We start from the raw sequence: 16,492 nt of genomic DNA on the forward strand, positions 1-16,492 counted from the left end.
AATTGTCCGAAATCCTTGATCCAGAAGCTAATTCGAGACATGTCTCATGTCTCGGTCCTCTCTCTCTCGACAAGATTGCGCTATCCGCTGTGCGCACTGAAAAGCCATGCGAAACGGCAGGTCATTCGAACCAATGACACCACGAGTGCATTGGTAATCTTGTTGAGAGGATATGAAAGTTGACTACAGCAACATATAAAGTCGCCATTGCTGATGGCAAGACCATGACCGACGTGCAGGAACTGTCCACCTCTGGCCAGCCGGTACGTATCAAAGCCGTCGCCAATGGCAAATACGTTCTTGCCGAAGGCGACAAAGGCATCGCGCCAGCGAACGTCACCGTCAAACGCGTAGGCAAGGACCTGCACGTCACGCTCGAAGGTGGCAATCCAGATCAGCCGCAACTGATCATCGAAGGTTTCTACGATGCACAGGGCCAACTGGTGGGCATGGCCGAAGACGGCAGTTTCCACGAATACGTTGCGGCAGATGCCGTGCAGGATCACAGCTCGGCGTTCCTGATTGAAGGCGTGCCGGCACCACAAGTGCTGGGTGTCGAGTCGGTATCGAGCATGAGCGGTATGAGCGGTATGAGTGGCGTTGGCGGTTTGGCCGGCGGCGTATTCGGCACTGGTATCGGCTTGCTCGGTGCGGGCCTGATTGGCCTCGCGGCTGTTGGCCTGGCTGGCGCAGCGGTTGCCGCCGGCAATGACGATGACAAGAAGCACGACGACGCTCCCGCGACGACGCCACCTCCTGCACCGGTAGTCGGTGACAACGCCGGCACCGATAGCGGTTCACTGGTCAATGGCGGTATCACTGACGACACCACCCCGACCTTCAGTGGGGAAGGCACGCCGGGCAACACCATCATCATCAAGGATGGCGACAAGGTCATTGGTGAAACCATCATCGGTGAAGATGGCAAGTGGACGTTTACCCCCGAGCCGCTGGATGGTGGCTCGCACGAGATCGTCTTCGTCGAGCGCAATCGCGATGGCATCGAAGGCCCGCCATCGCCCGGTTTTGAATTCATTATCGACGTTCAGGCACCGGCTCAGTCTGTAATCAACAGCGTGCAGGACGATGCCGGCGTCCCTGGCCCGATTGCGCAAAATGGCCGGACCAATGACACCACGCCGACCCTAAGCGGTCAGGCCGAACCCGGCTCCAGGGTCGAGATATTCGCCAATGGCGAAAAAATCGGTGAAGCCCCGGTCGGTGCGGATGGCACATGGTCGTTCACCCCATCGCCACTGGATGACGACAGCTACTCCTTCACAGTAGTCGCAGTCGACGCGGCCGGTAATCGTGGCCTGCCTTCCGATCCTTTTGTCTTCACCATCGACACCAACGTGCCGGGCACCCCGGGCGAGAATGGCGCGGGTGGCATTGGTCAGGTGATCGATGACGCCGGTAATGAAATCCCTGCCGGCAGCTCAACCAACGACACCACCCCGACGTTCACTGGCAGCGGCCAGACGCCGGGGAGTACGGTCAAGCTGCGTGATAATGGCGTGGTCATTGGCGAGGCGATTGTCGATGAGAATGGTAACTGGTCGGTCACCCCCGACGAGCCCCTCTCCAACGAGAACCACGAGATCGACATGACCATCACGGACCCGATCGGCAATGAAAGCCTGCCGTCCGAACCGTATGTCATCGTCGTCGATACCATTGCACCGGGCACCCCGGGCCAGGACGGTAATGGCGGCATCGACACCGTGCGTAATGACCTCAACCCAGCGACCATTGATATCGGCAACGGTGAATCGACCAACGACACCACCCCGACCATTGTGGGCAGCAATCAGAAGCCGGGCGACAAGGTCACGATCTACAACGGCTCCGACATCATCGGCACCGCTATTGTGCAGGCCGACGGTACCTGGTCGATCACCCCTGCGATGGCCCTGACTGCGGACACCTACTCGTTCACCATGACTGTCACCGATCTGGCCGGCAACGTAAGTCCGCCGTCTTTGCCGTATGTGGTGACGATTGACACCACTATTCCGGGCACTCCGGGAGAGGGCGGCAATCCTGCGATCGGCCAGGTGGTCAATGACGACGGTGACGTAATCCCCGCCGGTACCTCGACCAACGACACCACCCCGACCTTCAGCGGCAGCGGCCAAACTCCGGGCGAGACCGTCACCCTCTACGATGGCATCGAGGTCATCGGTTCCGTTGTGGTGGCGGATGACGGCAGTTGGGCGATTACGCCGGATACCCCTCTGTCCAACGCCGATCACGACGTCACCATGACCGTCACCGATCCGGCCGGTAACGAAAGTGCGAAGTCCGATCCGTTTGTCATCACTGTGGACACCATTGTGCCGGCCACCCCGGGCGAGGGTGGCATAGGCGGCTTCGACGTGGTCAATGACAACGGTTCAGCGCACACGCCTATCGGCAACGGTGATTCGACCAATGACAACACCCCGCTCTTCAGCGGTAGTGATCAGCAACCGGACGACATCATCAAGCTCTACAGGAACGGCGCCATTGCAGGCTCCGCCATTGTGCAGGCCGATGGGACGTGGTCGTTCACCCCTGATCCGTTGCTGACTGACGGTACCTATTCGTTCACCATGACTGTCACCGATCAGGCCGGTAATGAAAGTGCGCATTCCGATCCGTACGTGTTCACCGTTGATATCGTGGCACCGGTCAAACCGGGCGACGACGGCACTGGCGGCATTGATCAGGTAATCGATAACGTCAATCCAGGCGGGGTCGAGGAAGATCTCGTCAGCGGTGATTCGACCAACGACAGCACCCCGACCCTCAAAGGCGGCAGCCAGCTACCGGGCGCCACGATCACGATCCGCAATGGTATTGAAATCATCGGTACCGCTGTTGTCGATGACATGGGCAATTGGGAGATCATCCCGCTCACGCCACTACAAGATGCCACTTACAACCTGACGATGACCGTCACCGATGAGGCCGGCAACGAAAGTGTGGAGTCCGATCCGTTCGTGGTGACCGTCGACACTGTTGCGACGGGTATTACCATCGACAGCATGGGCAAGGATGGCGGCAGCAGTAGCACTGACTTCATCACCAATGATGGCAGCGCGGGTCGGTTGATTCAGGGCACTACGTCGCAGGCTTTGGTCGCAGGCGAAAAAGTTCAGGTCTCGCTGGATAACGGTGTGACGTGGGTAGATGCGCTGGTCAATGGTGATACCTGGAGTTATCTCGACACGGGTGCGCACAGCAGTGACTGGACCGTGCAGGCGCGTGTGACAGATATCGCAGGTAATATTGGTACTGCCAACCAGGATATTCAACTGGATACAGCGGCACCGACGGCGCCGAGCTCATTTGTATTCAATGGTCCTGTGGTCACCGTCAACTTTGACGGTACAGGCCTCAACGTAGGCTCTACGGTAGAGGTGGTCGTCGGCAACGAACGTTTCGCGGTTCAACTGACTCAGGCTCAGATCGATGCCGGTTCGGTAGATGTTACAACCAATGCCAACGCAGCGATGACAACTACCCAGGCAATGATTGTTGATACTGCCGGCAACGTTTCTCAGTACCTGGTACCTGGTGTGTCAGTTGTTGATTTTGAAAGCGTGCCTGTCCAAAGAGTTGCAGCAAACGGGGAAGTAGATTTTGGAGCTTTCGTACTGAATTGGGGGGGCGCGGTTATTGGCACCAAACCGGTGGGAGTGCTTGCGCAGGGCACTGACTACTGGGGGTACATAACCCCATCACGTGGCATTGGTGTCATTCTTGACGATGGTGTTGCCAATCCGAGAATTACTCTGGCAACTGGTACAGAAGCCAGCGCAATGTCATTTCGGGCGGGGCACAATAGTGATCCGATCACCGTAAGGTTCTATGACAGCAGTAATAATCTCGTTCACTCTATTGCTATGACTCAAGGTTTGCAGGAGGTGAACTTCCAGCTGCCTGATGGCAAAACATTCACGAGTGTTGAGTTCGACGGTACAGCTTCGGACTGGCTCTGGCTCGATGATTTCCAGTTCTCGAATGGCACCTATGAGCATGTGGATGCGCCAGCGGATCAACAAATAGCTGGAACTGGCGGCTACTACGGCGACGACGCTGCCAATAACTTCTCGCTGGACACCACGGCCTTCCTGAACAATGTCAACAGCGTCATCAGCGGTGGCGCTAGCAACGACACTTTGGCCTTGACCGGTGCTGGCCAAGTCCTGGACTTGACCAACATCGCCGGCAAGCTTGAGTCCGTCGAAATCATCGATATCACGGGTACTGGAAACAACACCCTGACCCTGTCGCTGGAGGATGTCCTTGAACAGGGGCAGACCTCATTGTTCACCAACGATGACACGGTGCAAATGATGATCAAGGGCAACACTGGCGATACCGTTAACCTGAATGATCAACTGTCCGGCATTGATGCCCCGGGCGACTGGGCGGCCAGCGGCGCTGTCGAGGTGTCTGGCGTGACGTACAACGTGTTCAAACATGACAGTCTGGATGCCCAGCTTCTGGTTCAGGACGGCGTTACCACAAACCTGGTGTAAGCCAGGTCCTCCTCAAGTTCTATTCCTTTAATGTTGATAAAGCCGGGCGCCGCAAGGTGCCCGTGCTGGAGTCGTTCGCATGTTCAAAGCCAAAAAACTGTTTCTTGCCGCCGTACTTTGCCTGCAGTAAACACCGCCTCGAAGATGTATTTCGGGACATGTCTTATGTATCGCTCACCCTCACTTCTAGATGATCGCGTTATCCACTGTGCGCACTGAAAAGCAGACGCACAAGTTGGCCAATCAAACCAATGACATCACGAACGCATTGGTAGTCTTGTTCAGAGGGTGTGCAGTTGATTAATGAAACCGTGAAAGTCGCCATCACCGATGGCAATACAGTCACCGATGTAACGGAACTGTCCACTTCCGGTCAGCCGGTACGTATCAAAGCGATTGCCAACGGCAAATACATTCTGGCCGAAGGCGACAAGGGCTTTGCGCCTCAGAACATTACCGTCAAACGCGTCGGCAAGGATCTGCACGTTTCCGTCGAAGGCGGCGATCCTGATCAGCCGCAGCTGATCATCGAAGGTTTTTACGATTCCCAAGGCCAGTTGGTCGGCATGGCCGAAGACGGCAGCTTTCACGAATACATCGCCGCTGATGCCGTGCAGGATCACAACGCGGCGTTCCTGATTGAAGGCGTTCCGGCCCCACAAGTGTTGGGTGTCGAGACCGTTTCCGGCATGAGCGGCATGAATGGCGTCAGCGGTTTGAGCGGTGGCGTGTTCGGCACAGGCTTGAGCATGCTCAGTGCCGGCCTGATCGGTCTCGCCGCTGTCGGCCTGGCCGGCGCAGCGGTTGCCGCCAGCAATAGTGATGACGACAAGAAAGACGATTCCGCCCCGACGCCACCGGCTCCGGTGGTTTCCGTCTCCGGCGACAACGTCGGCACCGATACCGGTCCGCTGGTCAATGGCGGTACCACCGACGACACCACCCCGACCTTCAGCGGCGAAGGCACGCCGGGCAACACCATCATCATCAAGGACGGCGACAAGGTCATTGGTGAAACCATCATCGGTGAAGATGGCAAGTGGACCTTTACCCCCGAGCCGCTGGGCGATGGCCCGCACGACATCGTCTTCGTCGAGCGTAATCGCGATGGCATTGAAGGCCCGCCATCACCCGGTTTTGAGATCATTATCGACACTCAGGCTCCCGCGCAGACTGTGATCAGCAGCGTGCAGGACGATGGCAGTACTCCAGAAGCGATTGTACAAAACGGCAAAACCAATGACTCCACGCCGACCCTGAATGGTCAGGCCGAACCGGGTTCCACCGTCGAGATTTTCGCCAATGGTGAAAAAATTGGTACAGCCCCGGTTGGTGCCGATGGCACCTGGTCGTTCACCCCGTCGGCACTGCAGGACAACACCTATTCATTCACGGTGGTTGCAGTCGATGCGGCCAGTAATCGTGGCCTGCCTTCCGAGCCCTTTGTGCTGACCATTTACACCGTCGTACCGCCCACTCCGGGCCAGGACGGTAATGCCGGCATCGGCCAGGTGATCAATGACGACGGTGACGAGATTCCCGCCGGCAGCTCGACCAACGACAGCACCCCGACCTTCACTGGCAGTGGTCAGGAGCCGGGTACCACCGTTACGTTGCGTGATGAAAATGGCGCTGTCATAGGTGAGGCGATTGTTGATGCCGACGGTAATTGGTCGGTCACGCCAGACGCGCCACTCTCGGAAGAAAACCACGAGATCGTCATGACCATCACGGACCCGCTCGGCAACGTAAGCCTGCCGTCCGATCCGTTTGTCGTTGTCGTTGATACCACGCCGCCGGGCATCCCGGGCCAGGACGGGAATGGCGGCATCGACAGCGTACGCAATGACGCCGGTGACCTGATCGCCGCCGATGGTTCGACCAACGACACCACCCCGACCATTACTGGCAGCAATCAGCAACCGGGCGACAAGGTCACGATCTACAACGGCACCGACGTCATCGGCACCGCGATTGTGGCTGGCGACGGTACCTGGTCTATCACCCCGACGATGGCCCTGGGCGAGAACACCTATTCGTTCACCATGAGCGTCACCGATCAGGCGAACAACGAAAGTGCGCAATCGCTACCGTATGTGGTGATCATTGACACCACGGCGCCGGGTACTCCGGGCGATGGCAGCAATCCTGCCATCGGCCAGGTGGTCAATGATGACGGTGATCCGATCGCCGACGGTGGCGCGACCAACGACACCACCCCGACCTTCAGCGGCAGCGGCCAGACTCCGGGCGAGACCGTCACCCTCTACGATGGCATCGAGGTCATCGGTTCCGTTGTGGTGGCGGATGACGGCAGCTGGACGATCACGCCAGATACCCCCCTGTCCAACGCCGATCACGACGTCACCATGACCGTCACCGATCCGGCCGGTAACGAAAGTGCGAAGTCTGATCCGTTTGTCATCACCGTGGATACCATTGTGCCTGCGGCACAGGCCACCATTGTCAGCATGGACAAGGACAGCGGCACCGCTGGGGACTTTGTGACCAATGACGGCACGGCCGGACGTACGATCAGCGGGACACTCACAGCAGCCTTGACTGCTGACGAAAGAGTTCAGGTTTCTCTGGACGGTGGCACGACCTGGGAAGATGCCATTGATGATGGGGCCGGGGGCTGGACCTTCGTCGATAACAATGCTCACGCTACCAGTTGGGAAATCCAGGCGCGGGTCGTCGATGCGGCCGGTAACCTTGGCGCCATCACTACCCAGCAAGTGACATTAGATACGACCGTTGAATCGCCGACAGACATTTCCTGGGACGGCACAACTATCCACGTAGGTTTCGCACCTGCGGGATTGGTGGTTGGTGATGTCATACAGCTTACGGTAGATGGCATAGTTACCGATCACACGTTGACGGCTGCAGAAATCAGCGCAGGTGGCGTCGATTTGCCATTCACGGGCGCCATTAACAACGCTCCTGATGACATACGTGTAGCCCTGGTGGATGGCGCGGGTAACGTCTCTGATCATCAGGTATTAAGCAAGGATGTGACACCTACGTTTAGCGAGGACTTCAACGGCCAAAGCGACATCAGGTTTGCTCAAGGGAGCGTGCACACCCTGACCGGTTTCACCGTTACAGCGACGCATATCGCGGATCCCCTCGGTTTCTGGAACACAGGATTTGGTAATCAGACCGGGTCCGGAAATCGGCCAACTACCAGAGCGCTTGAGCTCGGTACAGCAGGTTCCACTCTGCGTCTGGATATCACCAATCCTGAACCGGTCAACACGGTCAAGATGACAGTGGGTGATCTGGGAAATACGGAGGTTTTCACCGCGACCTTTTATGATGCAGGTGGCAATGTGGTGTTCCAGCAAGTCCTCACTGCCGCATCTGGTGGGCTAACACAAAATATTGTTCTGGAATTGCCCTATGGGCAGGAATTCAGCGCAGTGGAGCTGAAGCTTGCCGATGGGCCTGGCGGCGGGACCTACGTCTGGATCGATAACATCGAGTTCGGTCATTACGACTATGTGGAGTCAGTGGACACTAGCTTCGCTGCTGCCGACGTGGCGATAACAGCGGCGGACACCTACCTGCTCACCAGCGACGACGATGTTTTCTCGGTCGCCGACGTCGCGCTTCTCGACGATAGCAACAGTCAGGTAATCGGTACCGACGGTCACGATACGCTCATGCTCACCGGTACCGATCAGGTTCTCGACCTGACCAATATCGCCGGCAAGCTTGAATCGATCGAAGTTATCGACATCTCGGGTACCGGCAACAACACCCTGAACCTGTCACTGGGCGATGTCCTTGAGCAGGGCCAAACCTCTTTGTTTACTGGCGATGACACTGTGCAGATGATGGTCAAGGGTAACGTGGGCGATGTGGTCAATCTGGATGACTTGCTGTCCGACAGCAGCGACCCGGGTAACTGGGCCAATCAGGGCACCGCGACCGTTGGCGGCGTGACTTACGACGTCTTCAGCCACTCCACCGTGGATGCCGAGTTACTCGTCCAGCAAGGCGTCACCACTAACCTGGTGTAAGCCGGGACACACCCTCAAGTTATCTTCAATTACTGTTTGAAAAGCCGGGCACCGCAAGGTGCCCGCGCTGGAGTCATTCGCATGTTTACATTCAAAACCCTGCTTCAGACCGCATTAGTGGGTCTGGCCCTGTCCAGCACCGCTAACGTATTGGCCGGCGAAGCATTCGGCAAGCCTTACACCGCCGTGGGCCCGGTCTCGGCTGAACAAGCCCAGGTGGTGGTTTACCGTCCTGCAGCGCCGCACGCCACAAACGGTGCGGCTAACGTCTATGTCGACCGCGAGTTTCATGCCGCACTGCTGCCCGGTGGTTTTTCGACCCTGTGCGTCGCTGCCGGCGTGCATAGTCTTGGTGCCGCTCTGAACGGTGCGCCGAGCTACAAGGGCAAGGAGACTAATGCCATGTGGTTTACCCTGGCCGCTGGCAACACTTACTTTCTGCGCGTAGGCGAAGATGCCAACATGGCGCCGCAATTCGTCAAGCGTGACGGTGCTGAGCGTGAGCTGGCCGGTATGCGTCAGCAGATCCAGGCATTGTCCCGCGCTTCAAGTGTGAAAGCTTGCGACTACTCGCAGACTGGCACCTCGATCAGCCAGTAAAACATTAGGTCATACCGATGCCATGTCGTCAGCGGTATGACCTGTATGTCGAATACCGCTTCGGTTCGTGAGCGCATGCCCGAACAGCTATCTCAAGGATGATTCAACGCTGATGCCGACACTCGATCTTCACGGAAATGAAGGAGAAGCCATGCTGATTGGATATGCCCGAATCGTCAAACGACGACCCACACCTCGAACTGCAACGCGAAGTATTGGGGGCATTCGGCTGTGGGCGCATGTTCGAAGATACCGCAGCGGTGCCAACGCTGAGCGAGCCGGGTTGGCGGCTTTGGCCGAGTTTGAGTGCAACCTGAACCGTAAGCGCGCTGAAGCAGGCCGCGTTCCTAAAGTGGGCAGGAAAAACAGCGGGCGCAAATAACAATTCCCTGTAGCCCAACAAGCGCAAACGCTGACGCTTTATCACGAAGGAAAACTAACCGCGGCGCAGATTGCCCAACAGTTGGGCGTCTCTCGTTCGACGTTCTACCGATATCTGGCCGAAGCCGAACACGCGGCCCGCCGAATGCCTCGCATAAGGCGGTTGGGCGGAGCCGCTTAACCTCGAAGGGATTGTCTGCTCCATTGCGCCCCGACATCAGGTAATTCAAACGCAGACATAGATGGAAATGTAATGCTTCAACCTCCCTCGGACTCAATCAAACCGGACGGTTCTCGACTTGCTGTCGCGTCAGCAAAATCAAAGCCAGGTCGTCAGGCGGAATTCCTGGTTACTTACCGTCGAAAAAGTTGACCACCAGTGGTTCCACAAGCGTCGGGCACTCCTCCATCAACCAATGCCCGCAACCTTTCAGTACATGGCCTTGTACATTAGTGGCGTACTTGTTCATCAGATCAATTTGAGTCTGACCAAGGCTGCCTCGCCCGTCCCCCGCCAGAGCCAATAAAGGCATGCTGAGCTTTCCTTGGGCCAACAGAGCCTTGTTCTGCTCTACCGATTGCGGCAGTGCGCGGTAGTACTCGAATGCAGCGTGCAGGGTCTGGGGTTTTGCATACGATTTTGCGTAGAGTCCCAGCAGTTCATCAGTAAACACTGCCTGGTTTTCGGCATGTTTTTTGATGAAGTGCGAGAGAAACAGCTTTTCTTTCCCGGCGATCAGGGTTTCGGCAAGTCTGTCGTCTGCTGAGAAGAAACTGAAGTGCCACGCTGTTGATTCACCCTGAGGAGTAAATGCCGGGAAGGTGTACATCAATTCGTCTGGAATCACCGATTCCAGATAGGCAACCTTGGTTATATCTTTTTGATGTTTTGCGAGCATCGGGTACGTTGCCCATATGCCGATATCATGCGCTATCAGATTAAACGGCGCGTCAGGGCTGAAACGTTTGGCAAACGCGTAGATATAGGGCGCGACTTCTTGCCCGCTATAGGATGTCTTTAGCGGCTCAGACATCCCAAGGCCGGGCAAATCGACAGCGATGACTCTATATTTTTTCGCCAACTCCGGCATGAGTTGCTGCCACTCGTACCATGACTGGCCGAAACCATGCACCATCAACATTAATGGCCCACTCCCGCCTGCCACATAGTGAAGTTTCAAGCCGTCGACTTCTTCAAAGCCACTTTTAAATCCCGTCGGGACCGGAAACTCCTCAGTCGCTTGCACGGCAAAGGGAAACATCAAGCTGCAGGCTGCAATAACCAGACTCTTGAGAATGTTTTTCATACGTTTCACTTTTTTAGAGGATCACGCTGCAAAGCCACCATCTATGTTCAGACTGGCGCCTGTGATAAATCCGGCTTCCGGGCCAGCGAGATAGGCAACAAAGCTCGCAACCTCTTCACTTTGCCCGTATCTGCCGAGTGCCATCAGCTGTTTAAGTTGGTTGGCGACCTCGCTGTTGTCTGGGTTCATATCTGTATCGATGGGGCCTGGCTGAACGGTGTTGACGGTAATGCTGCGGGGTCCAAGGTCTCGCGCCAGACCTTTGGTAAAGCCAACGAGCGATGCTTTAGTCATCGCATACACCGCACCTCCAGCAATCGGGATTCGGTCAGCATTAACACTGCCGATATTGATGATGCGCCCGCCTGCACGCATATGACGCACCGCTTCCTGGCTGGCAATAATCACGGACCTCACGTTAACCGCCAAGGCGAGATCAATCTCTGCCAGGGTCAGTTCTTCGAGTGCACCCCACGGCAGAATACCGGCATTGTTTACCAGGATGTCCAGCCCGCCAAAGTGCTTTACCGCTTGGAGAACGGCCTGCTGTAGCGCTTCTGGGTCAGCACTGTCTGCACGAATCGCGATGACATTGCACCCTGAAATATTCAACTCATCCATCAGTTCTTGAGCTTCATTTGGAGAGGATCGGTAAGTGAAGGCAACGGATGCACCGCCCTTGGCCAAACGTTTAACAATCGCAGCACCAATACCCCGGGAGCCGCCTTGTATGAATGCAACTTTTCTGTCGAAGTCTTTCAAAATATTCAATTAGCTAACTCTCGATAATCAGGGCAAACGATACGTTTGCACTTCGTTTTTTAATCGCCAGTCAGGCAATGTTTAGGAGAAGTTTCAATATGGTTTAAATCTGTTTTGCAGCAGTTGAATTAGTTTATGCTGTTTGCCGAAGATGATTAAGTCCATAAAATTCAAAAGTCTCGGTCCTCTGTGGAACCAATCGGCATGCTAAAAAACCAGTTTTTAGAGATTCGAAATTTCGTCACCGTAGCCCAGGCAGGTAGCTTCACTTCTGCTGCCCAGGCGTTGGGGATGACCGGGTCAGCTCTTAGCAAAAGCATCCTGAGGCTGGAGACTCGCCTGGGAACCAAGCTGTTGCACAGGACCACCCGCCGCGTGAGTCTGACCAATGACGGGGACTCTTATCTAAGCGACTGCAAGGATGCTATGGCGATTCTGGACGAGGCCGAAAACCGATTGGGTAGCGCGCAGCATTTACCAGCCGGACGTGTTCGTATTGATTTGCCAACGGCGTTTGGCCGCCGATACATTTTGCCTTCGCTCCTGGAGCTGTCGACACGTTACGAACAACTGGAACTGTCGATAACCTTCAGCGACCGAACCACCGATTTGATGGACGACGGGATAGACCTTGCGGTGCGCGTCGGTGCGCTTGGCAACAATATGGATTTGGTCGCTCGCAAGCTGGGTGAGCATCGCCGGGTTATTTGCGCTGCACCTCTCTACCTCGAGCGCCGCGGTATGCCACAGACCCCTGCGGATCTAAAGCAACACGATTGCGTTGTAGGGTGGCCTTTAGGTCAAAAGCCCAGTTGGTTACTGAAAAATACTGACGGGGTGACTGAGGCACACGAAATCCCGGTGCGTCATGAAATAGGCGACTGCGAAGCCATTTTGGCCGCAACACTGGCAGGCTGTGGTTTGGCCCAGGTACCCACATGGTTGGTGGAGGACTACCTGCGATCAGGTGCGCTTGTTTCTGTACTCGATGATCAAGCGGCAGATGCTCTGCCCGTTCACGCTATTTGGATCAAGACGCCCTATATCCAACCAAAGATGCGCGTGGTTATTGAAGCGTTACTCCTATTGGCGACGGCCCCTGGCAGTAAATTTGAAGCACTTTAGCCACATGCCGTCAACTTGTAGCGTCGCATCCACTCGGCCGGATTCTGAAGCGATTCCCACTAAATCCAGATTTCGTATGGTGTTCTGCTGTGCAGAAACGGCTGTACGTGATCGGCAATAAAAAAACCGAGAGCCTCGGGGTAAGGGCTCTCGGTTCGGACGCTTCCGTAAAATAAAGGCACATCAGCACCCTCAACTTAGACCGATTTACGGTAAGACGAACTCGAGATAATCCTAATCGTACTTCCAGCTTGCGTTCGTTCCGAAAAATCTTGTAGCAAGTTTCGATTTATCTTGAGTTCGTCATTTTTTAAAACGGTTTATTTTGATGATGCTTACTTGTGCTGATGTACCTCTCTTTTCTACGGAAATGTACCGAACCGAAAGCCCACCTTGGGGCTCTCGGTTTTTTTTGCAGACTGGGCCATGATCGAAAAAATCCTGGGTAACAGTTAGTTCGCATGACGCCGTTTGATCCCCGAAGACGCTGACTGTCGCTGGTGTCCGTCGATGGCTTGCCATCCATTGATCGATGCGCAGCGATGCCTGAGCAGTCTTTGACATCAAGGGCAATGACCTCTGCTTCGATTCTGCTTCCGGCATCTTTTTTTCCTCCCTTGGTCGCTCCCTGAAGTCAAATTCTGAACCGCTGAGAGTGCGAAGGAGTTTGGGGTTTTTCCTACATCAGTTGTTTTTTTGCCTTGCTAGGGTCTCGAGGATTCCAAGCGAAATAATGGCCAGGAAAACCTGCACCAGCCTCGCCAGCAATAACGAGAAATTTGTCGGGCAACGATTGCGGTGTGGGCGGACGATGAGGATATCGATCTGGATCACCATGTTCTCCACGTCACTCTGCCCAAGCCAGGTAGCAACCGTCAGTTACAACAAACGATAGCCCGCTGGATAGAATCAAGCGTTGGATGAAGCCACGTACCCCGCTCAATGGAGCGATCACCAATCAGCGAAGTTTCGCCGGGCGCACCGTTCCCCTGGCGGAAATCAAGAAGATCGCCAAGGGTTTTTCGGTATCGCTCAACGATGTGGTAATGGCGACTGTCGCTGGCACTCTGCGACGCTACCTGAGCGAGGGCGGGGAACTACCATCGCGAGCAATGAGCGCGGGGGTGCCGGCCAGTTTGCGCGAGGCTGGGGATGACACTGCGAACAATCAGATCAGTATGATTATCGTGGACTTGGCCACGGATGAGCCTGATCCATTAGCGCGACTTCGCCGAATAAGTGCGTCATCGGCCCGTAGCAAGGATTCGTTGAGTAATTACATCTCGGCCATTCCCACCGATTTTCCAATTCTCGCCGCGCCCTGGCTGATTTCAGGAGCGGCGTCACTTTATGGTCGATCGCGCATGGCCAACTGGATGCCGCCTCCGGCGAATCTGATCATTTCCAACGTGGCGGGGATACCGGTGCCGCTGTATTTCGCCGGCGCCAAGGTCATCAGCTACTACCCGGTTCGGTTTGATCGCGTGTCGAAGGACCATCGCCGACCTTAACGAATTTGGCGATTACCTGTTGGCCGAGCATCGCCTGCTGTTTGAGCTGACGCAGAAAGGCGAGCCTCAAGAGGAGCAGGTTGTAACTGCCGCTAGCTCTGATGCTCCTGTCATAAATAACAAGAAAGCACGCAGTATTTCGCAACACAAGGTCGACCAGTGATATCGCGCTGCCGGGTGTCGTAGGCCTGATATGGCAGGACCGGTGCAGCCTCTGCGCCGGTTTTTACCTGTATTTCCGCAAATATGAGACAGGTCTTAAGGTGCCCCCGGGAGCGTTCGGATACTTTTGCAATCGTCATGTCCATAAACGAGTGTCGATCATGAAAGTCTCGTCCTCCGGTAACAGCCAGATGAGAGTGTTAGTCGCCGACCAGCAGTGCGCGCAGCGCATTGTCATCGAAAAATCTCTCAGTCTTCTGGGGTACTTCAGAGTCTGCCCCGTCAGCTCTTTTGAAGAACTCACCCTTCTGAGTCATTACAGTCCAAATCTGTATGAGCGTTTTGACCTGTTGATAGTCAACGCCGAGTTGATATCAGCCGCAGGGATTAACGCTGCGGATTTCTGTCTGAATAACTCGCGCTTCCGCCATGTACTTATCTACGATTCGTCGCGTGAGCGAAGAGGTATTAAAACCCTGTCTACAGTGCCGCATCATCAAGTGCGCGTGGTTGATGCGATGGGTTTCGAAGTGTTGACGGATTTTCTTGCTTTAATTGACAAGAACTTCAAAAGAGACAAGTTGAAGCCTCTGTCCGTCAAAGCGGCTTGAGCCTGATCACGACACGCGGATTTCGACTGGCTGATTCCAATTGGGCGAATTTATATATAAGGCATCCGGTTTTTAATAATAGGCGCTACGCAATGAATAATCGGATTTTGATAGTGGACGACCATCCTGCCGTGCGCATGGCCGTCCAGTTGTTGTTGGCCAGTGAAGGTTTTTATGTTGTAGCGGAGACGGACAACGGCGTCGATGCACTGGAACTTATCGAAACTTTGCGCCCGTCGATACTGATTCTCGACATCGGGATATTGATGGTCGACGGGTTGACGGTAATCAGCAGGATCGTCGAAAAAAAGTTTCCAGTGAAAGTGATCGTGTTGACCGGGCTGCCATCGAGCCATCTGGCGGAGCGCTGCCGACAGATCGGCGCTCAGGGCTTTGTCAGCAAGCAGAACGAATTGTCCGAGTTGGTGCATGCGATCAGGGCAGTTCGAGCCAATCAGCAATATTTTCCATCGCTGTCGGATGTCGTGCGGCGCTCTACGTATCCCGCCGGCGAAGGCGAACTGCTGACTCGGCTGTCAGTGCGCGAATACCGGGTCATGCAGCAGTTGGTGCAAGGCCTGAACAACAAGGAGATCGCTGACTCGATGCAACTGAGCAACAAGACCGTCAGCACCTACAAGAAACGTCTGTTCGACAAGCTCAACGTCAACGCTCTGGTGGAGTTGTACGCGTTGGCCAAACGTAATGGCATTGTTTAAGCCGGCGTTCACCGGCTTAAAGGCTTTTGAGATGAACCTGCAGTTTGAATAATTCGGTATCAGTCTTGATCCCGAGCTTTCTGAATGCCGCCTGTTTCTGCCCGCTGATGGTCTTGCGGCTACGAGAGAACTTGGCGGCTACTTGTGACACCGACAACCCCTCCAGACAGCAGCGCAATACTTCCCGCTCCTTGGGCGACAGCTCAGGGTAGTCGACCAGCGCCTGATCGCCATCGAACTCATGATCGTTCTCGGTCGATTGCGGAATTGGCAGCTTTTCCAACTCTGCCGCAATGGCAGGCGCCAGGTAGATACGGTCCAGAGCGGCCATTCTGATGGCGCGCAACAACTCATCGGTTTCCTGAGATTTGCCGACAAACCCATTCGCGCCTGCGCGAATGCACATGTTGACGGTCGCGGCTCTTTCCGCCGACGAGAAAATCACAATTCGTAATTCAGGATGTTGTATGCGGATCGATTTGATCAGGCGCAAACCATCAAGTTCGCCTTCAGCTAACTGGTAATCAAAGATCAATAAGTCTGTTGGCTGTTCGCGTAACCCTTCAATCAAGTCGCGGCTTGTGGTGTAGATACCAGTTACTTTGAAGTCTGTTTCCAGTGACAAACGAATTTTCAGCGCATCTCGGATCAATGCGTGGTCATCCAGTAGAGCAATTCGCAATGGCGAAACTACAGACCATCTCATTATCGAACTCCTGTTAACGGATGGGGTATGAAAGTTCTTACATGATTAAAA

Annotated in this window: 12 protein-coding genes and 1 pseudogene; 10 read left to right on the top strand and 3 right to left on the bottom strand. The window is 55.2% G+C overall.

Translation table 11 applies throughout. The features are described 5' to 3' along the window. Positions 1 to 179 precede the first annotated feature (179 nt). The 5 genes and pseudogenes from ACTWLJ_RS15775 to ACTWLJ_RS15795 all read left to right on the top strand — a co-directional run. The gene (locus ACTWLJ_RS15775) at positions 180 to 4,529 is read left to right on the top strand and encodes an Ig-like domain-containing protein (protein ID WP_445177494.1); all 4,350 of its coding nucleotides are present in this window, start codon (positions 180 to 182) and stop codon (positions 4,527 to 4,529) included. 296 nt (positions 4,530 to 4,825) lie between these two features. After that, positions 4,826 to 8,557 carry an Ig-like domain-containing protein gene (locus ACTWLJ_RS15780; protein WP_445177495.1) on the top strand — a complete coding sequence of 1,244 codons (3,732 nt, stop codon included), beginning with the start codon at positions 4,826 to 4,828 and terminating at the stop codon, positions 8,555 to 8,557. Between the two features lie 81 nt (positions 8,558 to 8,638). Continuing rightward, the gene (locus ACTWLJ_RS15785) at positions 8,639 to 9,157 is read left to right on the top strand and encodes a hypothetical protein (protein WP_445177496.1); all 519 of its coding nucleotides are present in this window, start codon (positions 8,639 to 8,641) and stop codon (positions 9,155 to 9,157) included. 164 nt (positions 9,158 to 9,321) lie between these two features. After that, positions 9,322 to 9,474, top strand: a complete 153-nt coding sequence (locus tag ACTWLJ_RS15790) for a hypothetical protein (RefSeq protein WP_445177497.1) — start codon at positions 9,322 to 9,324, stop codon at positions 9,472 to 9,474. Between the two features lie 89 nt (positions 9,475 to 9,563). Further along, positions 9,564 to 9,719, top strand: a pseudogene (locus tag ACTWLJ_RS15795) (helix-turn-helix domain-containing protein); the annotation flags it as partial. Positions 9,720 to 9,888: 169 nt separating this feature from the next. Here ACTWLJ_RS15795 and ACTWLJ_RS15800 read toward each other — a convergent pair. After that, positions 9,889 to 10,845, bottom strand: coding sequence for an alpha/beta fold hydrolase (locus ACTWLJ_RS15800; RefSeq protein WP_445177498.1), 957 nt, complete (start codon positions 10,843 to 10,845; stop codon positions 9,889 to 9,891). Between the two features lie 21 nt (positions 10,846 to 10,866). Further along, complete coding sequence (locus tag ACTWLJ_RS15805) at positions 10,867 to 11,616, bottom strand: 3-oxoacyl-ACP reductase family protein (RefSeq protein WP_445177499.1); 750 nt, start codon at positions 11,614 to 11,616, stop codon at positions 10,867 to 10,869. A gap of 195 nt (positions 11,617 to 11,811) precedes the next feature. Between ACTWLJ_RS15805 and ACTWLJ_RS15810 the strand changes: the two genes are divergently transcribed. From ACTWLJ_RS15810 to ACTWLJ_RS15830, 5 genes are all read left to right on the top strand, one after another. Further along, positions 11,812 to 12,732, top strand: coding sequence for a LysR family transcriptional regulator (locus tag ACTWLJ_RS15810; protein WP_445177500.1), 921 nt, complete (start codon positions 11,812 to 11,814; stop codon positions 12,730 to 12,732). A 798-nt stretch (positions 12,733 to 13,530) separates the two neighbouring features. After that, a complete protein-coding gene (locus ACTWLJ_RS15815; RefSeq protein ID WP_445177501.1) occupies positions 13,531 to 13,656 on the top strand; it encodes a wax ester/triacylglycerol synthase domain-containing protein in 126 nt (41 codons plus the stop codon). Beyond that, positions 13,653 to 14,243 carry a WS/DGAT domain-containing protein gene (locus ACTWLJ_RS15820; protein WP_445177502.1) on the top strand — a complete coding sequence of 197 codons (591 nt, stop codon included), beginning with the start codon at positions 13,653 to 13,655 and terminating at the stop codon, positions 14,241 to 14,243. The genes ACTWLJ_RS15815 and ACTWLJ_RS15820 overlap by 4 nt, the downstream gene beginning before the upstream one ends. 323 nt (positions 14,244 to 14,566) lie before the next feature. Further along, positions 14,567 to 15,016, top strand: a complete 450-nt coding sequence (locus tag ACTWLJ_RS15825; protein WP_445177503.1) for a hypothetical protein — start codon at positions 14,567 to 14,569, stop codon at positions 15,014 to 15,016. Between the two features lie 92 nt (positions 15,017 to 15,108). Beyond that, the gene (locus ACTWLJ_RS15830) at positions 15,109 to 15,735 is read left to right on the top strand and encodes a response regulator (protein WP_445177504.1); all 627 of its coding nucleotides are present in this window, start codon (positions 15,109 to 15,111) and stop codon (positions 15,733 to 15,735) included. A gap of 16 nt (positions 15,736 to 15,751) precedes the next feature. Here ACTWLJ_RS15830 and ACTWLJ_RS15835 read toward each other — a convergent pair whose 3' ends face one another. After that, positions 15,752 to 16,441 carry a response regulator transcription factor gene (locus ACTWLJ_RS15835; protein ID WP_445177505.1) on the bottom strand — a complete coding sequence of 230 codons (690 nt, stop codon included), beginning with the start codon at positions 16,439 to 16,441 and terminating at the stop codon, positions 15,752 to 15,754. Between the last annotated feature and the right edge of the window lie 51 nt (positions 16,442 to 16,492).

It is taken from the genome of Pseudomonas sp. McL0111 (assembly GCF_052567255.1).